At 65.6% G+C, this 24,661-nt stretch carries 17 protein-coding genes; 10 read left to right on the top strand and 7 right to left on the bottom strand.

Going from position 1 to position 24,661, the window contains the following annotated elements; all coding sequences use genetic code 11:
* The first annotated feature begins 26 nt into the window (after nucleotides 1–26).
* Both PE061_RS10255 and PE061_RS10250 read left to right on the top strand, forming a co-directional pair.
* Nucleotides 27–1,007 carry an alpha/beta hydrolase gene (locus tag PE061_RS10255; RefSeq protein ID WP_271258981.1) on the top strand — a complete coding sequence of 327 codons (981 nt, stop codon included), beginning with the start codon at nucleotides 27–29 and terminating at the stop codon, nucleotides 1,005–1,007.
* Complete coding sequence (locus PE061_RS10250; protein ID WP_271258980.1) at nucleotides 1,004–3,550, top strand: alpha-L-rhamnosidase C-terminal domain-containing protein; 2,547 nt, start codon at nucleotides 1,004–1,006, stop codon at nucleotides 3,548–3,550. Before PE061_RS10255 ends, PE061_RS10250 begins: the two co-directional genes overlap by 4 nt.
* 13 nt (nucleotides 3,551–3,563) lie before the next feature.
* On the opposite strand, the gene PE061_RS10245 is transcribed toward PE061_RS10250, so the two are convergent.
* Nucleotides 3,564–4,934, bottom strand: a complete 1,371-nt coding sequence (locus PE061_RS10245; RefSeq protein WP_271258979.1) for an MFS transporter — start codon at nucleotides 4,932–4,934, stop codon at nucleotides 3,564–3,566.
* Nucleotides 4,935–5,044: 110 nt separating this feature from the next.
* Nucleotides 5,045–5,830 carry a DeoR/GlpR family DNA-binding transcription regulator gene (locus PE061_RS10240; RefSeq protein WP_271258978.1) on the bottom strand — a complete coding sequence of 262 codons (786 nt, stop codon included), beginning with the start codon at nucleotides 5,828–5,830 and terminating at the stop codon, nucleotides 5,045–5,047.
* A gap of 276 nt (nucleotides 5,831–6,106) precedes the next feature.
* On the opposite strand from PE061_RS10240, the gene PE061_RS10235 reads away from it, so the two are divergent.
* The 4 genes from PE061_RS10235 to PE061_RS10220 are packed head-to-tail and all read left to right on the top strand — an operon-like array spanning nucleotide 6,107 to nucleotide 13,367.
* Complete coding sequence (locus tag PE061_RS10235; RefSeq protein WP_271258977.1) at nucleotides 6,107–8,980, top strand: TonB-dependent receptor domain-containing protein; 2,874 nt, start codon at nucleotides 6,107–6,109, stop codon at nucleotides 8,978–8,980.
* 27 nt (nucleotides 8,981–9,007) lie between these two features.
* Complete coding sequence (locus tag PE061_RS10230; RefSeq protein ID WP_271258976.1) at nucleotides 9,008–10,285, top strand: hypothetical protein; 1,278 nt, start codon at nucleotides 9,008–9,010, stop codon at nucleotides 10,283–10,285.
* Complete coding sequence (locus PE061_RS10225) at nucleotides 10,282–12,393, top strand: alpha-L-fucosidase (protein ID WP_271258975.1); 2,112 nt, start codon at nucleotides 10,282–10,284, stop codon at nucleotides 12,391–12,393. The genes PE061_RS10230 and PE061_RS10225 overlap by 4 nt, the downstream gene beginning before the upstream one ends.
* Before the next feature lie 5 nt (nucleotides 12,394–12,398).
* Complete coding sequence (locus tag PE061_RS10220; protein ID WP_271259172.1) at nucleotides 12,399–13,367, top strand: Gfo/Idh/MocA family protein; 969 nt, start codon at nucleotides 12,399–12,401, stop codon at nucleotides 13,365–13,367.
* On the opposite strand, the gene PE061_RS10215 is transcribed toward PE061_RS10220, so the two are convergent.
* Both PE061_RS10215 and lldD read right to left on the bottom strand, forming a co-directional pair.
* On the bottom strand, nucleotides 13,351–14,178 hold the full coding sequence (locus PE061_RS10215) for a phytanoyl-CoA dioxygenase family protein (protein WP_271258974.1): 828 nt from the start codon (nucleotides 14,176–14,178) through the stop codon (nucleotides 13,351–13,353). The two genes, PE061_RS10220 and PE061_RS10215, sit on opposite strands and share 17 nt — an antisense overlap.
* A 12-nt stretch (nucleotides 14,179–14,190) precedes the next feature.
* On the bottom strand, nucleotides 14,191–15,330 hold the full coding sequence (lldD, locus tag PE061_RS10210) for an FMN-dependent L-lactate dehydrogenase LldD (RefSeq protein WP_271258973.1): 1,140 nt from the start codon (nucleotides 15,328–15,330) through the stop codon (nucleotides 14,191–14,193).
* Between the two features lie 35 nt (nucleotides 15,331–15,365).
* Here lldD and PE061_RS10205 point away from each other — a divergent pair, with 35 nt between their 5' ends.
* The gene (locus tag PE061_RS10205) at nucleotides 15,366–17,570 is read left to right on the top strand and encodes a bifunctional rhamnulose-1-phosphate aldolase/short-chain dehydrogenase (RefSeq protein WP_271258972.1); all 2,205 of its coding nucleotides are present in this window, start codon (nucleotides 15,366–15,368) and stop codon (nucleotides 17,568–17,570) included.
* Nucleotides 17,571–17,590: 20 nt separating this feature from the next.
* Nucleotides 17,591–18,631, top strand: coding sequence for a class II aldolase/adducin family protein (locus PE061_RS10200; protein WP_271258971.1), 1,041 nt, complete (start codon nucleotides 17,591–17,593; stop codon nucleotides 18,629–18,631).
* Nucleotides 18,632–18,634: 3 nt separating this feature from the next.
* On the opposite strand, the gene PE061_RS10195 is transcribed toward PE061_RS10200, so the two are convergent.
* Complete coding sequence (locus PE061_RS10195; protein WP_271258970.1) at nucleotides 18,635–19,924, bottom strand: TIM barrel protein; 1,290 nt, start codon at nucleotides 19,922–19,924, stop codon at nucleotides 18,635–18,637.
* Nucleotides 19,925–20,035: 111 nt separating this feature from the next.
* On the opposite strand from PE061_RS10195, the gene PE061_RS10190 reads away from it, so the two are divergent.
* Both PE061_RS10190 and PE061_RS10185 read left to right on the top strand, forming a co-directional pair.
* Nucleotides 20,036–21,442 (top strand): FGGY-family carbohydrate kinase, encoded by a 1,407-nt coding sequence (locus tag PE061_RS10190; RefSeq protein ID WP_271258969.1) that lies wholly within the window; start codon nucleotides 20,036–20,038, stop codon nucleotides 21,440–21,442.
* 457 nt (nucleotides 21,443–21,899) lie between these two features.
* Nucleotides 21,900–22,652 carry a helix-turn-helix transcriptional regulator gene (locus PE061_RS10185; protein WP_271258968.1) on the top strand — a complete coding sequence of 251 codons (753 nt, stop codon included), beginning with the start codon at nucleotides 21,900–21,902 and terminating at the stop codon, nucleotides 22,650–22,652.
* Here PE061_RS10185 and PE061_RS10180 read toward each other — a convergent pair.
* Entirely contained in the window at nucleotides 22,647–23,951 is a 1,305-nt protein-coding gene (locus PE061_RS10180) for an APC family permease (protein ID WP_271258967.1), read from the bottom strand. The two genes, PE061_RS10185 and PE061_RS10180, sit on opposite strands and share 6 nt — an antisense overlap.
* Nucleotides 23,948–24,631 (bottom strand): cysteine hydrolase family protein, encoded by a 684-nt coding sequence (locus tag PE061_RS10175; RefSeq protein ID WP_271258966.1) that lies wholly within the window; start codon nucleotides 24,629–24,631, stop codon nucleotides 23,948–23,950. The genes PE061_RS10180 and PE061_RS10175 overlap by 4 nt, the downstream gene beginning before the upstream one ends.
* Nucleotides 24,632–24,661: the final 30 nt, after the last annotated feature.

Here is a 24,661-nt window from a genome sequence, read left to right as displayed (position 1 = left end):
TGCAACATCGTCTCGGGGGGAGGGCCATGCAGTATATGCCGGACGAAGCCGATTGGGACGACCGCCTCGATCCCGACCTCGTTCCCATCGTTCTCGCGGCGCGGGAAAAGATGGCGACGCGGCCGCCGCTCCACTCGGTAACGCCGGACCAGATGCGCGTGCGTGCCAAGGCGGAATTCGTTCCCTGGAACGCAGATCCGGTCCCGCTGCGCCACGTCACGGATTTCACGCTCCCGGCAGGACCCGGCGGGAGGGCGATCCCTATCCGCCTCTATGAGCCGGACGACCGCGACACGGCGGGGTGCGTCGTGCACTTTCACGGCGGCGGCTGGACGATCGGCGATCTCGATCTCGAGGACGCACCGCTGCGCTGGATGGTGCGCGCGGGGCGCTTCGCCGTGCTCTCGGTCGATTATCGGCTGGCGCCGGAACATCCGTTTCCCGCGGCGCCGGAGGATGGGGAAGCGGTCTTTCGTCTCGTCGGGACGATGGGCGCAAGGCTGGATGCGGACCCCGACCGCATCGTGCTCTCCGGCATGTCCGCCGGCGCCAATGTCGCGCTTGGAACGGCGCTGAGGCTCCGGGACACGGGCGGACGGCAGCCGTGCGGGCTCGCGCTGCAATACGGCGCCTATTCGGATCAGGAAACGTCATCGTCCGTCCGCCGCTTCGGCAACGGGCGCTACGGGCTTTCCCTCGCCTCGATGCGCTATTTCTGGGAGAATTATGCGGGGCCCGCGTGCGGCCCAAGGCACCCGCACGCGGTTCCGCTCAACGCGGACCTTGCCGGTCTGCCGCCCGTCTTCATGAATCACGCAGGCATCGACGTGCTCGCGGACGACAGCCTCCTGCTCGCAGACGCGCTTGGCAAGGCCGGTGTTTTGGTGGAGCACAAGGCCTATGCGGGCGCGATCCACGGCTTCACGCAATACGTCAGGACCTCGCGCCTTGCGCAAACCGCGCTCGAAGAGGCGGCGGCGGCGATTGCGGCTATGCTGAAGCGATGACGACGCCGAATTTCATCTGGCTCGCCGACCAGCCCGTCCGCCACGCGGCGGGGTTCACCACGCTGCGCGGAACGCCGACGCGGCGCGAGGACGAAGGCGTGAACCGCTGGATTCTCGCGCGCGGCATCCTGCTTGCACCCGAAGGCCTGGCGAATGCCGAGCTACGGGTGCTTGTCGACGGGCGCTATCGGCTATGGCTGAACGGCAGGCCGATTGCGCGCGGCCCTGTTCGCTTCAATCCGGCTTACCCCCGTTACGACGCGATCGACGTGTCCGATGCGCTTTTGCCGGGGGCGAACGTCGTGGCGGTGCTCGTGCATGTGCCGGGTATCGACCTTGCGTGGTACGAGACCGTGCGCGGCCACTGGCAGCCCGTGTTCGGCGACGGGGCGCTGCACGTGTCGGCCTTTGGCCGCACGGCAGAGGGAGAATGGTCGGCCACCGCCGATGAACGCTGGCGGATGATCGAATCGGGTGCGTGGCGCCGCGATGCGCCGCGCGCGGGGTGGGGCCAGGATTTCATCGAGGATTTCGACGCACGGCGGCTCGACCCCGCATGGACGGCGCCGGATTTCGACGACAGCGCATGGCCGCACGCACGGGTGATGATCGCCCGTCCCGATGGATCGGAGGCCGCGCGCGGATGGGGAGAGGTAAGGCCGTTTCCCGCAATGCAGCGATCGGAGCTGCCGCAGCAGGCGGAGGCCGTCCACGTCCCCGCGCAGGTCGAATGGGTGCGGCCGGTGCGGCCGCAGCCCGATCTGCCGGTGAACCGGCGCCTTTACGAGGAGCAGCTGGAAGCGGCGGACCCTGCGCTGGTTTCGGATGCGCCCGCAATGCTTCGCGACGACGAGAGCACAGCGCGCGTGCGGACACGCCCGGGGCGCGATACGGCGATCCTCGTGCGTTTCGACCCGTATCACGCCGGGCGGCCGTTCATCGAGATCGACGCCGAGGGCGGCGAGATCGTCGAGGTCGCCTTCGCGGAGGCGCTGCCGGGCGAGCACGGTCGGGGCACGGCGGGCGACGGCCTGCGTTCGGAGGGCCATCTCGGCTGCGCGCACGTCTTCCGCTACACCGCGCGCGCCGGGCGCCAACGCTTCGAGCGGTTCAACTGGACGGCGGTGCGCGCCATGCAGATCGTGGTCCGCAACGCGCCGGGCGGCATGGATATCGTGCGCCTCGGATCGGCGGGCACGGGCTATGCGGCCGACGAGGCCGGGGCGTTTTCCTGTTCGGACCCCCTTCTTGACCGCCTGTGGCACGTCGGGCGCTATACCGTCCGCCAGTGTATGCACGATGCCTGGGTGGATTGCCCGGGCCGCGAGGCACGGCAGTGGGTGGGCGACGGCGTCGTGCAGTTCGATGTGGCCGCCGCTTCCATCGGCCCCTCCGCCTATCCTTTGCACCGCCAGTTCCTGATACAGGCGGGCGAAAGCCAGCGCGGCGACGGGCTGGTCCGCATGTTCGCGCCGGGCGACAATACGGCGGAAGCCCTCACCATCCCGGACAATTCTCTGCTCTGGCTCCTCAGTGCCGAACGCTATCTTCAGGAGAGCGGAGACGAGGCGACGATCGAAACGCTGATGCCGGGGCTGGAGCGGGTGATGCAATGGTGCGCCCGGCATCGCGGGCCTTCGGGGCTGATCGCACACGTCCCCCATTGGCATTTCATCGAGTGGGCGAACATCGGCAGAAGCGGCGAAGCCTTCGCCTTCAATGCACTCCAGGTCGGCGCGCTGCGCGCGCTCGCACGCATGGCGCAGACCGCCGAGCGCCCCCGCCTCGCCGCGCGGTGCGCGGAAATGGCCGACGCAGCCGCGGAGGCGCTTGCGGCGCGCCATTGGAACGAGGCACGGGGCGTCTACGTGGATTCCGTGGACCCGGACAGCGCCGTTCAGGACGCCCGCGTTTCGCAGCACGCCAACGCGCTTGCGCTGCTGTTCGATATCGGGCCGCGGGCGCGGTGGCCGGGAATTGTGGACGCGATTACCGACAGCGCGAGGCTGAAGCTGACGGCGGCACCGCCGATCGTGCCCGAAGGCGAACCCTTTGATCCCGACGTCGACATCGTCCGGGCCAACAGCTTCTTTCAGCATTTCGTCCATGCGGGCCTTGCCCGTGCGGGGTGCTGGGCGTGGGTGCTGGACGACCTGCGACGCAGCTTCGCGCCGATGCTTGAAACCGGTACGACGACGCTATGGGAGAGCTTCCATCCGGGCGCGAGCCTGTGTCATGGCTTTTCGGCCACGGGAACGGCGCAGCTTTCGCGCCGCGCCTTGGGCGTAACACCCATCGCACCGGGCTATCGCACGTTCGCCGTAGCGCCCGATGTTGCGGGCCTGACATCTGCATCCGGCATCATTCCAACCGCTCACGGTCCGATCACGGTCGCGTGGCAGCGCGCGGACGGCCGGGTCGTCGTGGACGTCTCGCACCCCGAAACATGCACGCCGCGCTTTTCGGTGCCTACCGGGTTCACCCTCACCGAGAAAGTCGATCGCCCCGGCAAGTTCCGGGCGATTCTGGGCACTGTCATCTGAGCCCGTCAGCGGCTCAGGCGGCTTCCTTTGCGGCGCGCGCCGCCGAGATACTGCGCTTCAGTTCCTCGAAGCGCGCTTCCGTCAGCGGGTAGGCGCGCAGTACGAAGAAGGCGCACACCCAGAGCGCGAAAGGCACCAGCGTGTAGGACAGGCGAATGCCGAGCAGCGCGGTTTCGCCCTGCGCCGCTGCGTCGGCGCCCGCCACGAAGCCGAACGCGGACAGGAACAGCGAGGCGATGAAGGCGCCCATCGCCATTCCGAGCTTGCGGCAAAGCAGCCATGTGCCGAAGATCGCGCCTTCGCGGCGCTGCCCCGTGCGTTCCTCGTCGTATTCCACGGTGTCGGGCACCATGGCATTCGGGCACAGTTGCGTCCCGCCGTCGACGAGACCGATCAGGAACAGGGCGACGAACAGCGCGGCAGGCAGACCCGCGGGCATGAACAGCATGAACAGGCTGAACGCGGCGGCGCCGACGATGCCCGCCGCATAGGCTTTCTGTTTCCCGAGGCGCTGCGCGAGGCGCACCCAGAGCGGCGTCGCGACCATGGCGCCGACGGCCGATGTCGCGACCATGGCGCCGACGAGCGCGCCATCAATCTTCATCACGAAGATGACGAGGTAGATCAGTGTCGTTGCCGAGGCGCCGACCGCGAAGTTCTGAAAAAGGAACGCGGTCCAGAGGATCAGGAAGGGCCGGTTCTCGCGTAAGGCCTGATACTCGGCGCGAAGACTGAAGGGCTCCGCGGGCCGGACGATCTGCGGCGCATCGCGCGTCGCGAAAAAGGCCCAGAGACCGGTAACGACCATGTAGGCCCCGGCAACCATGCCCATGAGGGCGAAGCCGTGCACGAGCGTCTCCCGGCTGTTGAACAGGATCGGCGCCGCGATCACGGCGACGAGGATGCCGAGACGCGCCGCAATCATCTTGAACCCCGTGAGACGCGTGCGGACCCGGTAGTCGGTCGTCATCTCGGCGGCCATCGAGGAATAGGGCACGTCGTAAAAGGTGAAGGCCGTGCTGGTGAGCAGGTAGAGCACCACCACATAGGCGATCTTCACCCCTTCCGAAGCCTCCGCAGGCGCCTGGAAGAGAAACGCGAACATCACGCCGAAGGTCAGTCCGCCGACGAGAAGATAAGGCCTCCGGCGCCCCATGCGGCTCCGTGTCCGGTCGGAAATGGCGCCCACGAGCGGGTCGATCAGCGCATCCCACAGGCGCGGGATCAGGAGGGCAAGGCCGGCCCAGACCGGAGAGATGCCAAGCGCCTGCGTAAGGTAGAACAGCAGATACGACATGGTGATGCCGATGTACGTCGCAATGCCGAGCTCACCGATGGCCCAGCCCACGCCGACGCGTTTGGTAAGTCCACTTGCCGGATCCATCCCCAACCCTCCCCGGTGATCGCCGCCAAGCGGCCGATCTCATGGATTCAGCATAGGGTTCAATCAAAATGCGTCAAGAATGATCAACAAAGCGTGTAGAAACGCCCCTGTCACTGGCTGGCCACGATCAGCCTGCCGACTTTCCGCTCGACCATCTGGGCCGTGGCGTCGGTGATTCGGTCATCGGTGATGAGCACGGCGACGTCCCCGAGGCTGCACACGACATGGCCGGTCGGCGCTTCGAATTTGGAGGAATCGACGAGAATCACGAGCTCGTCGGCAAGACCGATCAGGCGGCGCTCGGCCTGCACCAGGATGACATCGGTCTGCATGACGCCGTGGCTGCCGACCGAGGACGCGCCCATGAACATGCGCGAGGCCCGGTAGCGCTCCGTGCCGTCGGATTCATAGGGCGACAGAATGATGTTCTGCTCGCGGAAAACGGTCCCCGCGGGCACGGAAATGCTGGTGTTCTGCTGCGGCAGGAGCGCCGACGCGATATGGAGCGAGTTGGTGAGCACATGCAGGCTGAGCGGCGCGAGATAGGGGCACATCTGAAGCGTCGTCGAACCGCCGTCGATGATGATGGAATCGCCGCTGCGGCAGAGCTGGGCTGCCGCCCGGCCGATGGCTTCCTTCGCCGGCCGGTTGCGGGACAGGTTCTCGTGGAAGGGTACGCCGCGGAGGTGGGAGGCGTCCGGCTCCGCATCCTCGGCGCGGGCAAGGCGCGCGCCGCCGCGAACGCGGATGATCCGGCCGCTCTGCTCGAGTTTTTCCAGGTCGCGCCGGATCGTTGCCGGCGATGCCTCGATCCGCTTGTCGAGTTCCGGAAACGACACGAACCCGCGCTCTACCAGCATTCCGATGATCAACTGCTCGCGCTGTGCGGCGTGCATCGCAAACTCTCCCGGCTTTCCCGCTTCATCTCAACCACAAATGATCGTGAAACAAGCCATGACGATTGGCTGTTCTGATCTAACCTGTATTTTCCGCTTTATTCAACGCATTAACGCTCAATCGCAGAGATCGGCGACCCTTTAAAATGACACAAAATGAAAATTTGAAGCCTCCAGTACGCATTTTTCGATTGAAATAATCATTTTTTGTCATCATTAATGAGAATCGAAGATGCCGACAAAGGCATCCTTATTGATCCAAGGGGGAGAATGCCAATGAAGGGTCGGATTATCTCATCGAGCATTGCACGTCTTCTGGCGGGCACGGGTCTCATGATGGGCGCTCTTGCTTCGTCGCCGCTCCGCGCACAGGAGACGTCCGCAAGCGACGCGACGGAGGATGCCGTCATCCTCGTGACAGGCTCGCGCATCCAGCGCAACGGCTATGACCAGCCGACGCCCGTCACCGTCGCCACCACCGAGGACCTGCTCCTGTCGGCGCCGACGAACCTCGCCGACGGTCTCAATCGCCTGCCGCAATTCTCCGGATCGCGCAGCCGCACGTTCTGCTGCGAAGTCTCCTCGGTCGGCAACTATCTGAACCTGCGCGGTCTCGGCACCACGCGCACGCTCGTGCTGCTCGACAGCCGCCGCGTCGTGCCGACGCGCGAAAGCGGCGACGTCGACGTCAACCTGCTGCCGGAGCTGCTGATCCAGCGGGTCGACGTTGTGACCGGCGGCGCCTCCGCCGCCTACGGCTCGGACGCGGTCTCCGGCGTCGTCAACTATGTCATCGACAACCGCTTCGAAGGCGTGAAGGCGAACGGCCAGCTCGGCATTTCGAACTACGGCGACGACGAAACCGTCAAGTTCGGCATCGCGGGCGGTACGAGCTTCAGCGACGGGCGCGGACACTTCGTGATCGGCGTCGAGCATTTCCGGATCGGCGGCATTTCATCGCTGAACGACCGGCCGACCTCGCGCCGGGGCGCGTTCCTCGCCGGTAACGGCTCGGCGGCAGCGCCCTATGAAACGATCGGCGGCGCGCGCCACAATGTTTCCGCCTATGGCGGCGTGATCGTCAACGCGGCGGGGCTTCCGGTGGCCAGCGCCGACGCTCCGCTCGCGGGCACGAAGTTCCTCACCGGCGGCGGCACCGGGGCGTTCCAGTTCGGCACGGCGATACCGGGCTCTCCGGCATTCACCGTCGGCGGCGACGGCATTCTCAACAATCTCGCGGACCCGGCGCAGTCGCTGGAAACGCAGAAGCTCTACAGCCGCCTATCCTACGACTTCTCGGACAATCTGACGGCCTATGTCCGCGTCAATGCGGGCGTCTCCAAGACCGAAGGCGACGTGCTCGCCGACCATCGGGCGGGCGCCGCCGCCTACACGATCTTCCGGGACAATGCGTATCTGCCCGCTTCCGTTGCGCAGCAGATGGATTTGGCCAGCGCCCAGTCCTTCAGGCTAGCACGCTTCAACCGCGATATCGGCCCCATGCGGCTCGACTACGTCAACAACACCTTCGACGTGAATCTCGGCCTTGAGGGCAAGTTCGGGGATGCGTGGAGCTGGGCGGTCTCCTATGGGCACGGCGAAACCCGCCTGAAAGGCCGTGTCCACAACGTCTCGAACCTCGGGAAGCTCTATGCGGCCGCCGATGCGGTCGTCGACCCGGCGAGCGGAAACATCGTCTGCCGCGTCACCCTCACGAACCCGGGAGCATTCCCGGGATGCGTGCCGATGAATCTCTTCGGCGAAGGCGCGCCTTCGCAAGCGTCGAAAGACTATGCGTTCGGAACGAGCAGCCAGTTCGTGAAGAACACGCAGGATGTGTTCGCCGCCGAAATCCAGGGCGATGTCTTCGACCTGCCGGCAGGCCCGGTTTCCGTTGCGCTCGGCGCGGAGTACCGTGAACGCAGCCTCCTCGAAAAATCGAACGAGATCGCCCTCGGCCAGATTCAGGCGACGGGTGTCCGCGGTTTCCCGGGGTCGTTCTGCCCCACCCTGGAGACGTGCCGCTACGGCGGCTGGAACGGGGGCAACTTCGGGACGGCCGACGCCAGCGACAACGTGAAGGAGGGCTTCGTGGAAGCGCTCATTCCGGTGCTGCGCGATGCGCCGCTGGCCGAGGAGCTCGATCTCAACGCCGCCTTCCGCTACACCGACTACAAGAACAGCGGCGGCGTGGAGACCTGGAAGATCGGTCTTTCCTACAAGCCCTTCGGGGACCTGCGTATCCGCGCCGCGCGCTCGCGCGACATCCGGGCGCCCAACCTGTTCGAGCTGTTCGCGGGACCGGTCAATGCCTTCCAGCCGGGTCTGACCGATCCGCTCACCGGCCAAACCAACGTGATCGCCATCACGCGGACACAGGGCAACCCGAACCTCGATCCGGAAAAGGCGGACACGCTGACCGTCGGCTTCGTCTACACGCCGTCGTGGCTTCCCGGCTTCTCGGGATCGGTCGACTACTACGAGATCGATATCAGCGGCGCGCTGAGCGCGACGACATCGCAGGGGACGCTGGATGCGTGCCATCGCGGCGATACGGTCGCGTGCTCGCTGATCACGCGTGATCCGGCGACCGACGCGATCCAGCAGATCGTGCTGCAGCAGATCAACCTGAACAGCCGCCTCGCACGCGGCATCGACTTCGACCTCTCCTATCGCGGCGAGATCGGCGGCGGTGAATTCGGTGCACGCGCGCAGTTCAGCCGGACGATCGACTACATCGACACCGTCGGCGGCGTGAAGACGCAGCAGGCCGGCTTCTACAACACGGCCAACCAGCTCTCGCTTCCCAAGTGGCGCGGCAACGTGAGCCTCGACTACACGATCGGCGCCTTCAGCCTGTTCGTGCAGGAACGGTACATCGGCAGCATCACCCAGATGCCGCCGCTTCCGGGGCAGGTCTTCGCGAAGCCGAAGATCGGCGCAGTCTTCTACACCGACATAACGGCGACCATGAAGGTGCAGGGCCTCGGCGGCGATTTCGAGATCTACGGAGCCGTCAACAACCTCTTCAACCGCAAGCCGCCGTTCATCGGCAACCGGTTCTCCGCGGGTCTCGGCTTCCCGACGCCGCCGAACCTCTATGATCTCGACAACCGTTACTTTACGGTCGGCGCGCGGGTGAAGTTCTAGGGTCGGGACAGGCCTGGGGAGGGATCAATGCCGGATCGTGCTGCCGAACCGCGTGATGTCCGCGCGCTTCGGACTCTCGAAGGTGATGTCGGCGGCGCGGTCGACGCGGCGCTTGAGCGGGGCGGCGGCCTTTTGCGGCTGGCGCCCTGCTGGGTGCCGCGTTCCTTCCTGCATCCCGGCCGCCGGCTGAAGCTCGATCCGCGTGATCTCTATGCGTTCGGGCTTTCACGGGGCGGGATAGACGAGCGCTGGTTCGGCTCGACGACCGAAGCCGCCAATGAGGGTCGCGTTCACGACGAAGGGCTGAGCTACGTCGTCGACGGCACGCGCCGCTTCACGCTGCGGGATGCCGTCGCCGCACGCGGGGAAGCCCTGATCGGGCCGAGGCTGTGGCGGACCTACGGGCGCTGGCCGGTCTATTCCAAGTTCTTCGACAACATGGGCCCCATCCCGCTCCACATGCACCAGGACGCGTATCACGCAGGCCTCGTGGGGCAGGAAGGCAAGCCCGAAGGCTATTATTTCCCGCCTCAGCACAATGCGGTGGACAACGCCTTTCCGCATACGTTCTTCGGTCTGGTGCCGGGGACGACGAAGGCCGAGGTCCGCGACGCCCTTGCGCGCTGGGAGGAAGGCGACAACGGCATCCTCGATCTCTCCGCGGCGTACCGGCTTCGGCCCGGAACCGGCTGGCTCGTGGGGCCAGGCATCCTGCACGCGCCGGGCTCGCTCTGCACATACGAGCCGCAGTGGGGATCGGACGTGTTCGGCATGTACCAGAACCTCTGCGAGGGGCGCGCCGTCCCGAGAGAGCTTCTGGTCAAGGATGTCTCGCCCGGGCGCGCCGACGATCTCGATCACCTCGTCGACCAGCTCGACTGGGAGGCGAACGTCGACCCGAACTTCAAGCGCAACCACTATCTCGAGCCCGTGCTCGTCGCCGACACGCGCGCCGAAGGCTACGCTGACCGCCGGGTCGTGTACGGGCGCGTCAAGGGCGTGCAATGGTTCACCGCGCGGGAGCTGACGGTCGATCCGGGATGCCGCTGCACGATCGTCGAACCGGGCGCGACAAGCCTGATCGTGGTGCAGGGCCGCGGCACGGTGAACAGCCTGCCGGTCCGCTCGCCTGCGATGATCGGATTCCACGAACTCACCGAGGACGAGGTTTTCGTCAGCCACGTCGCGGCGCGCGCAGGGGTCACATACGAGAATCTGTCGCCGACCGAGCCGCTGGTGATCCTGCGCTACTTCGGGCCCGAGGAAGACCCGGATGCGCCGGACGTCGGCGGCACGCTGCAGTGACAGCTTCTTTCGCGAAGCGGTATCGCGACAGTCGTCATCGCCTGCTGGTCGACATGCACATCCCGGATTGGGATGCCGGCTTTCTGGAGAACTACGACCCGGCTGTCATCGCGCAGGCGGCCCGCAAGGCCGGCGCCGACGGTGTCATGCTGTATTTCCAGAGCCACGTCGGGCTCTGCTACTGGCCGACGCGCACCGGCGTTTGCCATACCGCGACCCGCGACCGCGATCTCGCGGGGGAGGCGCTCGCCGCGCTGCGCGCCGATGGCCTGCCGGTCTGCGCCTACTACAGCGTCAATTTCAACAACCGGGCCTGGATCGACAATCCGGACTGGCGCCTGCAGCCCGCTGCCGCCGCAACGGTCGGTATCCTGCCGCGCGAACGGTACGGCATCGTTTGCCTGAACGCGGAAGGCTACCGCGCTTTCGTTCAATCGCAGATCGCCGAAATCTGCACCTACGATGTCGATGCGCTGTTCTTCGACATGATGTGGTGGAACGGCGTCTGCCGCTGCCCGTCATGCGTTTCCCGATATGCACGGGAGCATGATGGAGCCGCGATCCCGTCCGTCGTCGACTGGTCGGACCCGGCGTGGACGCGGTTCCAGGCCGCGCGCGAGCGCTGGCTCGCGGAATGGACGATCGAGCTTCGCGATTGGGTGAAGGCGGAAAAGCCGGAAGCGGACGTCTATCACAACTTCGCGCTCGCCGTTTCGAACTGGACCCGCGGCATCAGCATCGCATCCGTGGCGGGACACGATTTCCTCGGCGGCGATTTCTACGGGGACCGGGCGGAACAGCTTCTCATCACCCGCCTGATGCTGAACCTGTCGCCGAACCGGCCTCCGGAGTTCATGACGACGGTTGCGACAAGCCTCGTCGAACACACGCGCTTGCGGCCGGTTCCCGAGATGGAGACGAAGGCGCTTGCCGCTGCGGCGTCCAATGCCGCTTTCCTCGCCATCTGCGCCGTCGATCCCGACGGCAGGCTCGATGACGGAGCCGTCGATCGCATCCGCGCGGGTTTCTCGGCCGCAGCGGACTTTTCGCGGTCCGCGGATGCCCCGGTGGAGGATGTCGGCCTCTATTTCAGCGACCTGTCGCGGTTCAATCCCGCGGTCGGGCCGATCCCGTTGGAGGCGGCCCCTGCCGGCAGCATTCCCGACTATCCGCACTTCGACGCGCTGGCGGGCGCCTGCCGGGCCTTGCAGCGCGCGCATATCCCGTTCGGCGTGCTGTCGGCTGCAAACATTGGCGAACTGCGGCGCTGGCCGGTGATTGTGCTACCGAACGCGATCCGTATGAGCGAGGCGGAATGCGCGGCGTTTCGCGCCTATGTCGCGGAGGGCGGCCGCCTTTATGCAAGCCGCGACACGTCGCTCTACGATGTGCATGGCGGTCCGCGGCAGAATCCCGGTCTCGGCGATCTGTTCGGGTGCAGGCGCACCGGCGCGTTCGACGGACGGCTCGTATATGTCATCGACAGGCGGCCGGACGGCGCCGCACGGCCCGTCGCCCACTGGCGCAGCCCGGATGCCCGAACGGGGACGGCGACCGTTCGGGCGGAGGATGCGGAAACGCTGGCGGTGATCGGTCTGCCCTACGGCCACCCGGCAGGCGGCACCGTCGGCGACACGCACTGGTCCAGCATCCATTCGTCACCGCCCTGGACAACGACGGACACGCCCGCGATCCTTCGCAGGGCTGTCGGCTCCGGAATGACAATTTACAGCGCAGCCGACATCGAGGCCGTGCAATCCCCGGATCAGGAGGCCCTGTTCATCAGCCTGATCCGCGACCTGATGCCCGGCCCGGAGCGGGTCGCGGTCGAGACACACCCTTCCGTATGGATGACGGCGTTCTCGCGGCGGGACCACGATCTTCTGATCTCGCTTCTCGCCTATCCGGCCGAGTTTCCGGCGCTCCCCGTGCCGTCCGCGCGGGTTCGCGTAAAGGTGCCGGAGGGAATGGTGTGCGCGGGCGTGAACAGTGTTCCCGATGGCGCCTGTCCCGCGTGGTCCAACGAAGGCGGTCGCATCACGTTCGAGGCGGGGCCGCTGGAGCCCTTCCGGCAGTTCGAAGTTTGTTTCGCCGCAGGGAAACCGTGACCGGAATGATCCGGATCGGTATCCTCGGCGCCGGCCGCATCGCACTTCCGGCAATCATCGCGCCCGCTCGTGAGCGCAGCGACGTCACCGTGCACTGCATCGCCGCACGCGACGCCGAGCGGGCGGAGACCTTTGCGCGCATTCACGAGATTCCCTTCTGGTCGGCAGGCTACGACGCCATGCTGGCGCGGGAGGATATCGACCTCGTCTACATCGGACTGCCGCCGATGCTGCATCGCGAGTGGACCGAACGCGCACTTCGTTCGGGAAAAGCGGTGCTGTGCGAGAAACCGTTCGCGCTGAACGCCGGCGAAGCCGAAGCCATGGTCGCTGCCGCCGACAACGCGGGCCTCCCTTTGATCGAGGCTTTCCACTACCGGCATCATCCGCTGTTCCGAACGCTGGAGGCGCTGGTCGCGGATGGGGCGATCGGGCGCGTTGTCACGGCGCGGGCGTGGCTACGCTATCCGATACCGGACCACGCAGGCGAGCATCGCTGGTCGGCGGATGCCGGCGGCGGCGCGCTCATGGATCTCGGCTGCTATCCTGTCCATGCCCTGCGCACGTTGCTCGGCGACGCGAAGGTCGCGGATGCACGCATGGCGCTCGTGCGCGGTGTGGACCGTGCCGTCGCGGCGCATCTCACCTTTTCGCCGGGCGTTCGCGCGACTCTTCATGCCTCGATGCACACGTCCGCGCCATCCAGCGGCATCATCCTCAATGGCACGTCGGGGAGGCTGGTGGTGCGCGGGTTCCTGATGCCCCAGCGCGGCGCGGACGCGATCCTCGAACGCGGCGGGAGACGAACGCGGCTTGAGGTTGATCCCGTCACGACATTCGCCGCGCAGCTCGATCACGTGGTGGCCGTGCTGCGCGGCGAAGCGCAGCCGCTTACAGGCGGCACGGATGCGGCGGCGAACATGGCCCTGCTTGATCGCATACGCGCGAGCGCACGGATCATATCAACGGATTGATCTCGTCGTTGCCGAGCGTATCGCCGACACGGAGGCTCGCGAAATAGGCGTCGGGCAGGATATTCTGCTGGCCGTTGAACACCGCACCGTCAGGCATATATGCGCATGACATCGCCATCCGCCGTCCCGTCGTCATGTTCACGCCTGCGCCGTGCACGGTCAGCCCGTTGTGGAAGCTGCAATCGCCGGCGCGCATCACCGCTGGCACGGGCTCGATCTCCCGCATTTCGGGATAGAGATCCATGATCGCGCCGAACTCGTCGCGCAGCAGCACGTTATCGTAGCGCGCGAGCTTGTGGCTGCCGGGGAGGAAGCAAAGGCAGCCGTTTTCCAGCGTGGCGTCCTCAAGCGCAATCCAGATGGATATCGACCGGCGCGAGTGGAAGGACCAATAGGGATTGTCGATATGAAGCGCCGTCGGATTCCCGAACGGCTCCTTTATGAAAGCCTGATCGTGCCATACGCGGAAGCGCTCCACGCCTTCAAGCGCGCAGAGCATTTCGCCGAGCGCCGGAGATTGCAGATACCGCCGAACCACGTCGCTGATCCGCCAGAGATTGATCCGCTGGGTGAACACCCGGTCGTAGTAGTTGTCGCCTTCAACAAGATCGGCACCGGCGCCCGCAATCTTCCGCCTGCCGGGCATCGCGGCGATCGCCGCCAGCACACTGCTGCGCAGTTCCGCAACGTGTCCCGTATCGAGGAAATTCCGGCGGATCAAATAGCCGTTGTCGCGGTAGAAGCCGATCTCGTCGGCTGTCAGGTGTGTCCGCATTTGCCGTTCGCCCTCCCTTCCGAAGTCTTCGCCCATTTCGATGCAGGTTCATGCAAGGAGGTGGGGGCCGATGTCCTCCACCCTGCGGCATCCCGTGAGCGTCATGGCCACCCGCATTTCCTGCGCGATCAGCGAGAGCATGTGCGCAACGCCGCTCTCGCCGCGCGCCGCAAGCGCATAGGCCCATGCGCGGCCGAGAAGCACCCCGCGCGCACCCAGCGCCATCATGCGGACCACATCGAGTCCGGAGCGGATGCCGCCGTCGGCCAGCACGGTCAGCCGTTCGCCGACCGCCTCGACGATCGGGGGAAGTGCACGTACCGTCGAGGGTGCGCCGTCGAGCTGGCGGCCGCCGTGGTTCGAGACGACGATGCCGTCCGCTCCGGCATCCGCGGCGGCGACGGCATCTTCCGGATCGAGAATGCCCTTGATGATCAGCGGCCGTTTCCACTCGGCGCGTATGAAATCGAGGTCGGACCAGCGGATCGCCGGATCGAAATTGCCCCGCATCCACGCGAAGAAGTCCTCCAGCCCCGTGCGTCCCGCGAGCACGGGCGCGACATTGCCGAGGTGATGGGGCCGCCCCCTGACGCCGACGTCCCACGCCCAGCCCGGCCGGATCGCGGCCTGCGAGAACCGTTTCAGGGCGCCTCTCACGCCGGGCGCGCCGGCAAGGCCTGACCGGACGTCGCGGTAGCGGGCGCCGGGCACCGGCATGTCGACGGTGAAGATGAGCGCAGGGCAACCTGCCGTTTCGGCGCGCGCAAGAAGATCGCGCATGAAGCCGCGGTCGCGGATCATGTAGAGCTGGAACCAGAAAGGATCAGCGCTGGCCGCGCGAAGTTCGTCGACCGGGCACACCGAAACCGTGGAGAGGCAGAACGGCACGCCCGCCGTTGCTGCGGCGCGCGCCGCCTGCACTTCACCGCGGCGCGCATTCATGCCGGCAAGCCCGACCGGCCCAAGCAGCACCGGCATGGCCAGACGCTCGCCGAACAGGGTTGTGCCGGGATCGAGATCGGACATGTCGCGCATCACGCGCTGGCGCAGCGCCAGGGCTTCGAGGTCCGAGCGGTTCCGGGCGAGCGTCACCTCGTCATACGCGCCGCCGTCAATGTACTCGAACAGGAAATGCGGCAGCCGCCGCCTTGCCATCGCGCGGTAGTCGCCGACGGAAGCTGCGATCATTTCCCGTCTCCACACGTCCAGAATGATGATAAAAGATGATCAATATCTATCGAAAACGATTGAATGTGGCAATGGCATTTGATATGCGGGGGCACAATCGAAGACGTAGAAAGAAGTCGATGAACGACATGAGCGAGCGCCCTGCCTCGGAAGATTTCGCGGCACTGCCGTTTGCTGTCCCCGCCGATCGTTGGGACGATGCCGCCGCTTCCCCAATGTCCCCCGAGCAGCTTCTCCTGTATCGTTCCAATCTTCTCGGCGCCGATCTCACGATCACCAATTTCGGCGGCGGCAACACTTCCGGGAAACTGCCCGGCCTCGATCCGCTTTCCGGTGATCAGGTCATCGTCCTGTGGGTGAAGGGATCGGGCGGCGACATCGGCTCGATGGGGCTGGACGGGTTTGCGACGCTCTATCTCGATCGCCTGCTCGGGCTCGAGTCCCTGTATCGCGGCCCGGCGCATGAAGACGAGATGGTCGGCTATCTCCCGCACTGCACGTTCGCGCTCAATCCGCGGGCCGCCTCGATCGATACCCCGCTCCATGCCTATCTTCCGTTCGCGCATGTCGACCATGTGCACCCCGACGCGGTGATCGCGCTCGCGGCATCCTCGAATGGCGAAGCCGCGACACGCGAAATCTGGGGGGGGCGCATCGGCTGGCTGCCGTGGAAGCGGCCCGGCTTCGCGCTTGGCCTCCAGCTGCGTGATCTCGTTCGGGAAAACCCGCATATCGAAGGCGTCGTCCTCGCGGGACATGGCCTCATCTGCTGGGGCGATGACGCACGTGCATGTTATCGGCGCACCGTGGGGCTTATCACCGACGCGGCGAACCATCTGAACGCGGCCATGAAGGCGCGGCCCGCCTTCGGCGGCCGCAGCGTCGAACCTCGCGCACCGGGCGCGCGCAGCGCCGCAATGGTTGCGCTGATGCCCCGGCTTCGCGGCCTCGTCAGCGGCGGCAGCGCCAAGGTGATGCATGTCAACGACGACCCGGAGACCATGGAGTTTGTCTGCTCGCGCGATTTCGCACGCCTTGCCGAGCTTGGAACATCGTGTCCGGATCATTTCCTGCGGACGAAAATCGCGCCTCTGGTTCTCGATCCGGCCCGCCTCGACGACGGTGCCTATCTCGCCGGCGCCGTGGAGCGGTACCGGGCGGACTATGCAGCCTATTACGGGCGCTGCGCCCGGCCGGGTGATCCGCCGATGCGCGACGCCAACCCCGTCATCGTGCTTGTTCCCGGTGTGGGCCGGATCGCGATCGCCGGCGACCGCACGACCGCACGGCTTGCCAGCGAATTCTACGGGAACGCCATCAATGTGATGCGCGGCGCCGAGGCCATCGGTCGTTACGTGGGCCTGCCCGAACAGGAGGCCTACGGCATCGAATACTGGGCGCTCGAAGAAGCGAAGCTGCGCAGATTGCCGCCGCCGCGTCCGCTCGCGGGCAGGATCGGCGTGATCACCGGCGGCGCCGGCGGCATCGGCGCGGCGACGGCGGCGCGCCTTCTGGCGGATGGCGCCTGCGTGATGCTGCTCGATCGCGACGCCGAGGCGGTCAAGGCCGTGCACGCGGATCTTCAGCAGCGCTACGGCCGCGATCTGGTGCGCTATGCGGCCTGCGACGTTACGGACGAAGCGCAGGTGCAGGATGCGTTCGGTGCGTGCGTCGCGGCCTTCGGTGGCCTCGATATCCTCGTCGCGAATGCCGGGATCGCCTCCTCCGCGGCCATCGAGGAAACGTCGCTCGCGCTGTGGCAGCGCAATTACGATGTGCTTGCGCGCGGATACTTCCTGTCGGCGCGCGCCGCGTTCGGCCTTATGCGCGAATCGGGCGGCGGATCCATCGTGTTCATCGGTTCCAAGAACGGCATCGCTGCGGCGACCAATGCCTCGGCCTATGCTTCCGCGAAGGCGGCTGCGCTGCACCTTGCCCGCTGCCTTGCGCTCGAAGGCGCGCCGTTCGGGATTCGCGTCAACACGGTCAATCCCGATGCCGTGATCCAGGGCTCCCGGATCTGGGACGGCGAATGGCGGCAGGAACGCGCCGGCGCGCACGGCATCGACGCCGGGGAGGCGCTGGAGATGCACTACCGGAACCGTTCGCTGCTGAAGCGCGATGTGCTTCCGGCGGACGTCGCGGAGGCCGTCGCGTTCTTCGCATCCGAAGCCTCTTCCAAGTCCACGGGCAATATGATCAACGTGGACGCCGGCAACGCACAGGCGTTCACGCGCTGACGCGCAAAGGCGGGAGACCCATGGTCCGGAGCGATCTCTGGCGGGAGTTGTGCGCGGTTTCCGCGCGTCTCGGCGCCGACCGCGCCATCGTGCAGGGCGCGGGCGGCAATGTCTCGCTGAAGGAAGACGGCACGCTCTGGGTGAAGGCGTCGGGCTGCTGGCTGGCGGACGCGGAAGCGAAGGACATCATGGTGCCGCTGTCGCTCGAGGCGGTCAGGCGTCGTCTGGCGGACACTGCCGGGCAGGCTCTGGACGGCGCGCGCATCGACGACCCGGCGACGCAGCACCTCAAGCCCTCGATCGAAACGGCGCTCCATGCCGTATTGCCGCACCGCGTGGTGCTGCATGTCCATTCGCTGAACGCGACAACGCTCTCGATTCTCGCCGATGGACCGGAGCGGCTGAAGGCGGGCGAAGGCCGGTGGAGCGGCGCATTCGTCCCGTATGTGCGGCCGGGGTCTGAACTCGCGGCCGGGATCGCGCACGCGGCGGCGGCCGGCGGCGACAGGCCGAACGTGTTCGTTCTCCAGAATCACGGCCTCGTGGTCGCCGCGGATTCCCCCGCCGCCGCAGCCGGTCTTCTGCACCAGGTCGAGCGCGATCTTGCGCTTCCGCCGCGGGACCTGCCGGCAGCGCCAGCGGGACAGCCGTCACCTGCACCCCACTACCGATGGGACGAGATGCTCAGCCGGGTGGCGATGGATTCGCGCCTGACGTCAACGGCGTGCGGCGGCGCCCTCGCTCCCGATCAAGTGGTTTTCCTGGGTGGCCCCGCGATGCTGCTGCCTCCGGACGATCGAGCCCAAACCGCAATATCCGCGTATCACGGCCTGTATGGAGGCGCGCCTTCGGTTCTGCTTTCGCCGGGCCGTGGCGGCTATGTGATGAACGATCTGCGCGCGGGCGCCGACGATATTCTCGCGTGGGTCATCGACATGCTGCGCAGGGTTCCGCCTGATGCTTCGGTGGCCTTCCTTGCCGACGCGGAAGCGCGGGCGCTTGCGGGATGGGAGGCGGAGAAATACCGCCTCGCACAAAGCCGCGCCCGCGCCGAGCAATAGCGCTCAGACGATCCCCGCGCCCAGCCCGACCGGCTTGCGTTCCTGCGCCTTGCGCGCGCGCCATCCGCTGTCCCGGTAGAACTCCAGCATCTCGATCGCGCCGCCGGCCTCCATGCGGGCCATCGCGACGATGGGCGAGACATCGACACGGTATGCCCGGCGCAGGGCCTGAAACGCCATCATCGGATCGTCGCGATCCTGTGCGTCGCGGAGCGCGGCGCGGTCGATCAGCGCGGCCTTGGCGAATGCGCTGACGATCGACTCGGTCGATGACAGGAGGCTTTCGATCGGGTCGGTCACGTTGTGCGACTGGTCGATCATATAGGCCGGAGCCGGCCCCGGCACGCGGGCTTCGGCCTCCGCCAGTTCGTTGAAGACAAGGAAGAGCTGGTGCGGATTGATCGATCCCGAATCGAGGTCGTCGTCGCCGTATTTGCTGTCGTTGAAATGGAAGCCGCCGAGCCGCCCGACGCGATGAAGGCGGGCGACGATCTGCTCGATATTCACGTTCGGCGCGTGATGCCCGAGATCGACGAGGCATTTCGCCCTGGGGCCGAGTTCCTGCGCAGCCATCAGCGAAGAGCCCCAGTCCGAAATGATCGTCGAATAGAATGCCGGCTCGAACATCTTGTGTTCGAGGAGAAGAAGCCAGTCGTCGGGGAGGCGGGAATAGATTTCGGACGTGGCGTCGATATACCGATCGAGCGCGCGCGTGAAATCCTGCTGTCCGGGGAAGTTCGAGCCGTCCCCGATCCAGACCGTGAGCGCCTTCGATCCCAGCGTCTTGCCGATCTCGATGCAATCGACGTTGTGCCGGACGGCCTGGGCGCGCACCGCGGCGTCCACCGCGCCGAGGCTCCCGTTCCGGTAGCTGTGCTCCGCGCCCGGCTGGTCCTGGAACGTATTGGAATTGACGGCATCGAAACCGAGACCATAGGCCTCGGCCTCTTCGCGAAGCGCTGCGTAGTCCGATGCGCCGTCCCACGGGAAATGCAGCGACACGCGCGGCGCGGCGCGGCTCAACTGCTGCACCACTGCACAGTCCGCGAGCTTTTCGTGAATGTTGGTCGGCTCGCCCGGGATCGGGAACTTGGCAAAGCGCGTGCCGCCCCGCCCCGTCGCCCAGGTCGGCAGGGCGAGGGAGAAACCGGATACCTTCGCCTTCACGGTGTCGATGTCGATGCCGCGCCGCGCGAGCGCCCGGCCGAGCGAGTCATATTCGTCCATCAGGGCTTCAAGGTGCCGCGCATTGTGATCAGCGATCTGCTCGGCCAAGAAAGGCTTGTCTGCCACCGGTTCCTCCAGGATTGACGCATTTTGCTTGTTTTAGATTTAATTTGATTGTTTATAGCGATGGTCGACGGTTGTCCAGACATGCCGCCGGGAAGATGTGTGGGGAGGGGTATGGCTGGTCTGGTCGTTGTTATCGACATCGGAAAGACCCACAGCAAGGCGTCGCTATGGACCCCGGACGGCCGTGAACTGGCGCGGACCCGCTATTCCAACCGCCAGGCTGAGGCCAACGGATACCCCTGTCTCGATATAGACGGCATCGAGGCATGGCTGCGCGCGAGCCTGTCCGATTTCGCACGCATGGGAACCGTTTCCGCGATCATTCCGATCGCGCACGGTGCGGCCTGCGCCGTCGTCCGGGGCCGCGAGCTGGTCGCAGCCCCCATGGACTATGAAGCCGACCTCCCCGCAGACATTCTCCATGCCTACCGCGAACAGCGCGACGCCTTCAGCGAAACCGGCTCGCCCTCGATGGATCGCGGGCTCAACCTCGGCGCGCAGCTTCATGCGCTCGAAGCCCGCATTCCGGACCTCTTGGCAGGCGATGCCGTGATCGTTCCCTGGCCGCAGTATTGGGCATGGCGGCTCACGGGGGTTGCCGTATCGGAAGTCACCAGCCTCGGCGCGCATACCGACCTGTGGTCTCCGATCCGCAAGGCCCCGTCGCCCATGGCCGTCCGTCGCGGGTGGGCGCAGCGCCTCGCACCGTTCTGCCATGCAGGCGACGTGGTCGGAACTCTGCTTCCGGAATGGAGCGCGGCTACAGGGCTTCCGGCAGAAACGCGGGTCCATGCGGGTCTCCACGATTCGAATGCCGCACTGCTGGCCGCACGCATGTATCCGGAGATCCGTGACCGCGATGCGGCAATCGTATCCACAGGCACGTGGTTCGTCACGATGCGGCCGATCAGGGAGGAACAGACCGAACTTGCGGCCCTTGGTCAGGGCGGCGTCGTGAACGTCGATGTCAATGGCTTGCCGGTTCCAACGCTGATCTTCATGGGTGGTCGAGAAGTCGAAATCCTGTGCGGTGAAGGGATCAGGATTGACGATCCACAATACGAAGACGGAATCATGGCAGCACTGCCGGGCTGTGTCTCCAAAGGCGCGATGATCCTGCCGACATTCGTACCCGGAACAGGCCCCTTCGCCGGGGCTTCGGGCGCGTGGCTGAACCCACCCCAAAATCCGATCGAACGCGCCGCCGCCGTGGCGCTTTATGTGGGGTTGCTGACGGACTTCGCGCTTGCCCGGGTCGGTGCCCGCGGCACGATCATGATCGACGGTCGATTTGCGCGTGCAAAAGCCTTTGTCTCCGTCTTGGCGTGTCTTCGGGCGGATCACCATATCTACGCGGCAAGGCAGGAAGCCGATCTGGCTCTCGGAGCGATGAGCCTGCTTTCGCCGACGCTGTCCGTTCAGGGTTCGCTCGAGCTCATAAAGCCAGAACCCCTGGATCTTTCAGGTTACAGGACACGGTGGCTGGAAGCGTCGGGAGAAAAGGGTCCGTCTGCCTAGGAGGTCTGCCGCGCCATCCCGACGAACTGCAACATCACGCCTGATTCCTGCGCCGCACGCTGCCCGGCCATGATACGCCGGCGCTCGGCAACATGCTGATATGGACAGCCTTCTGACGCTTCCCGTCAAAAGGCGCGCGGCGGTCAGTCGGCGGGGTTCGTCGCGCTTCGCCCGCATATCGGCGAGTCCGACAGCTTATGGTCCTTCTCGGCCAGCTTGGCGCAGGAAGCGGTGGCGGCAAAAAGGGCGGAAACAACCATTTTTGACGCCAGCGAACGTCACCGGGAAACCACTGGTGCAGGAAAGGGCTCGAAAGCCCTTCTGAGAGGCGCAGAAAATCAATAAACTTACGTTATTGTTAATAAATGATACCACGACCGGCACCAGGGGACCTCTGCATCCAGTGGTTCGAGTCCTGTATCGTGCACCGATTCGATGCTAGTTAGCCTCTGATACCATGATGCTGGCTGAACACCTTCTGGAAGCGCCGCGAGGCACACGCGGCTTTGATGTGTTGTGCGAACAGCTGCAGACGCTCTGTACGTTTCGAAACTTTATCGTCTTTCGCTTCGAACGGGGCAGACAGCCTGCGCTTGTCCATACCAACCTGAACATGGCTCGCATTCGCGAGCAAATGGACAGTTACATCCGCGGACTCCACATGCTCGACCCTTTCTGCAGGGTCGAGGCCGAAGGGCGCCGCGGGCTATTCCGGCTTGGCGATATCGCGCCGGAATCCTTTACCTCCTCGGAGTTCTACAGACGTCACTACCGCTTCACCAACGTTGTAGACGAACTGAGATACATTGTTCATTTGGACGAGGGCACGTCCGCGCATTTGTTCATCGAGCGGGAGGCCCCCCACCCTCCGTTCGCGGTTACGGAGATCGCCGCGCTGCAGACCGCAGGGCCTATCGTCATGGCTTTCGTTCGCGGACAGTTGAGACATGGTGCCAGCGATGGCGATGCCGCTACCATACCGACGACCTTCAATCTCCCTGAAAAGGTTCGTGCGATTTCCCCCGAAAAGCTCACGGAGCGCGAGGTGGAGATCATCGAGATGATGCTGAAGGGCCACTCTGCAAAATCCGTTGCACGCCTGCTGGGTATCGAAGCCGGCACTGTCGCCAACCACAAGCGGAACATCTACGCAAAGCTGGAGATTCACTCGCAGGCGCAGCTGTTCGATCTGTTTCTGCGCACGCTATGACCGTGAATATCGTTTCCAGATCCGGTAAACGGGATAGCCCATCGCAACGACTGCGATATTGGAAAGGCTGATGAGCGGCAGCGCGACGGCCGCCTGCGCCAACAACCCGAGGGTAGCCGCAAGGAACAAAGCCGGGAGCCATGGAAAGCCCGGCATCCGATACGGGCGCGGCAGATCGGGTCTCGTGATCCTGAGCCGGATCAACCCGATCACGCAAAGCGCATAGAACAGCCACATGCCGAGCACGAACTGCGCGGCAAGCGCTTCGAAGGTGCTGACCCAGACGTAGAGCATAGCCAGCGCAGCAGAAACGAGCACCGCTACATAAGGCGTTCGCGCGCGCGGGTGGACATCGCCCACGCGCGCGAAAAACAGACGGTCGCGGGCCATTGCGAACAGAACCCGCGGATCGCAGGTTCCGGCAGCGATAAGCGCGCCCAGCACGGCGACCGCCGCCGCCGCGCCGACCGCCACGCCTCCAATATCGCCGAGGACGGCCGTTGCCGCATCGCGCGCCACGAATCGCGACGCGGCCATGTCCTGCGGATCGAGCGCGGACAGAAAGGCGACATTGATGACAAGGTAGAGAAGCGTGATGATAAACACGCCGCCGATGAGGCCGCGCGGCACGTTGCGCGACGGGTCACGCACCTCCCCGACCATCGCGCTTGCGGCGGCCACGCCTTCGTAGGGCCAGAGCACGGCGATGAGCGCAAGTCCGAACGCACCGGCCGACGGTGTGCCGCCCGTCCCCTCCCCTGCCGCTCCCGCCGAAGTGATGATGACAGCCGCGATAGAGAGCAGCGCCGCCGCTTTGGCCAGCGTGAACACGCCGTTGAGCCGCGCCGCCAGCGTTACCGACGCCACGTTCATGATGGTGACCAGCGCGAGCGCCGCCGTGGCGACCCAACGGTCGGCACCCGGCCCGAACCCTAAAGCCGCGCCGATGTAAGCGGCGGCAATCAGCGAAATCGCCGCCCAGTTCGCGGGGTTGATGAGAAGGAAGGTCCATCCGAAAATGAACGCGACCGGCTTGCCGAACGCTTCTTCGAGATAGACATAGATGCCGCCGACACGGGGAAACATCGCGCCGAGCTCGGCAAGGCAGAGGCCGAGGCAGAGCGTGATCGCGCCGCCCGCGATCCAGACCAGCAGAATGAGCGATGGCGAACCGACGAGCGCGGCAATTTCAGACGGTGTTCTGAAGATGCCGCTACCGACGACGATCCCGATCGTGAGCGCGGCAAGCGTGCCTGCACCGAGCGTACGCGGAAGCGGATCGCCGGGCTGTTCCTTCATTCCGCCGGCGGCGCTGCCGCAAGCCCGGCAATCACACTATCGACCGTGGCGACGACGCCGAAGATTCCATCCTCGACAGTCACCATATGGATCGCAGCCTCGTGAGCATAGGCGTCACAGCTCGCGCAGGCATCTTCTACGAGAAGGCATTGGTACTTTCGGTCGGTCGCCTCGCGCAAGGTGGTGTGCACGCAGACATCCGTGGTCGCGCCGGAAAACAGCAGGTGCGTGATGCCCTGCGCCTTGAGCACGAGTTCGAGATCGGTCTGGTAGAACGCTCCGTTCGCCGTCTTGTCGATGACGATATCGCCCGGGTGCGGCGCAAGCTCGGGAATGATGTCATAGCCCGGGCTGCCCCGCAGCAGCGCTGCGCTATCCCCGGCGACGAGTTCGATACCGGCCCGGGCCGCACGCCACTTGTCGTATGGTGAGGCGTCGGCTACGTCGGACCGGTATCCCTGCCGCGTCCAGATGATGCGGCACCCGACCGCCCTTGCAGCCGACACCAGCCGCTCGACCGCCGGGATGATCGCGCGCAGGGGTTCCGGATCATAGCCCTTGCGCGCGAAGTAACCGTCGTTCGATAAATAGTCCGTCTGCAGATCAATGATGAGAAGCCCGACCGCTTTCGGATCCAGCTTGCCGTCGTAGGGATAATCGAATGGGCGCGCCCGGATCATGAGGATATGTGTTCCGTTATTGAGGATGAG

This window comes from Sphingosinicella microcystinivorans (genome assembly GCF_027941835.1).
Lineage (GTDB): Bacteria > Pseudomonadota > Alphaproteobacteria > Sphingomonadales > Sphingomonadaceae > Sphingosinicella.
Note: the sequence above shows the minus strand (reverse complement) of the source record. Positions and strands in the feature narration are given on the sequence as shown.

Bases quoted from the DNA above. Each gene is read 5' to 3' on its own strand.
- PE061_RS10255 (WP_271258981.1), top strand. From the start codon at position 27: ATGCAGTATATGCCGGACGAAGCCGATTGGGACGACCGCCTCGATCCC.
- PE061_RS10250 (WP_271258980.1), top strand. From the start codon at position 1,004: ATGACGACGCCGAATTTCATCTGGCTCGCCGACCAGCCCGTCCGCCAC.
- PE061_RS10245 (WP_271258979.1), bottom strand. From the start codon at position 4,934: ATGGATCCGGCAAGTGGACTTACCAAACGCGTCGGCGTGGGCTGGGCC.
- PE061_RS10240 (WP_271258978.1), bottom strand. From the start codon at position 5,830: ATGCACGCCGCACAGCGCGAGCAGTTGATCATCGGAATGCTGGTAGAG.
- PE061_RS10235 (WP_271258977.1), top strand. From the start codon at position 6,107: ATGAAGGGTCGGATTATCTCATCGAGCATTGCACGTCTTCTGGCGGGC.
- PE061_RS10230 (WP_271258976.1), top strand. From the start codon at position 9,008: ATGCCGGATCGTGCTGCCGAACCGCGTGATGTCCGCGCGCTTCGGACT.
- PE061_RS10220 (WP_271259172.1), top strand. From the start codon at position 12,399: ATGATCCGGATCGGTATCCTCGGCGCCGGCCGCATCGCACTTCCGGCA.
- PE061_RS10215 (WP_271258974.1), bottom strand. From the start codon at position 14,178: ATGGGCGAAGACTTCGGAAGGGAGGGCGAACGGCAAATGCGGACACAC.
- lldD (WP_271258973.1), bottom strand. From the start codon at position 15,330: ATGATCGCAGCTTCCGTCGGCGACTACCGCGCGATGGCAAGGCGGCGG.
- PE061_RS10205 (WP_271258972.1), top strand. From the start codon at position 15,366: ATGATCAATATCTATCGAAAACGATTGAATGTGGCAATGGCATTTGAT.
- PE061_RS10200 (WP_271258971.1), top strand. From the start codon at position 17,591: ATGGTCCGGAGCGATCTCTGGCGGGAGTTGTGCGCGGTTTCCGCGCGT.
- PE061_RS10190 (WP_271258969.1), top strand. From the start codon at position 20,036: ATGGCTGGTCTGGTCGTTGTTATCGACATCGGAAAGACCCACAGCAAG.
- PE061_RS10185 (WP_271258968.1), top strand. From the start codon at position 21,900: ATGATGCTGGCTGAACACCTTCTGGAAGCGCCGCGAGGCACACGCGGC.
- PE061_RS10180 (WP_271258967.1), bottom strand. From the start codon at position 23,951: ATGAAGGAACAGCCCGGCGATCCGCTTCCGCGTACGCTCGGTGCAGGC.
- PE061_RS10175 (WP_271258966.1), bottom strand. From the start codon at position 24,631: ATGATCCGGGCGCGCCCATTCGATTATCCCTACGACGGCAAGCTGGAT.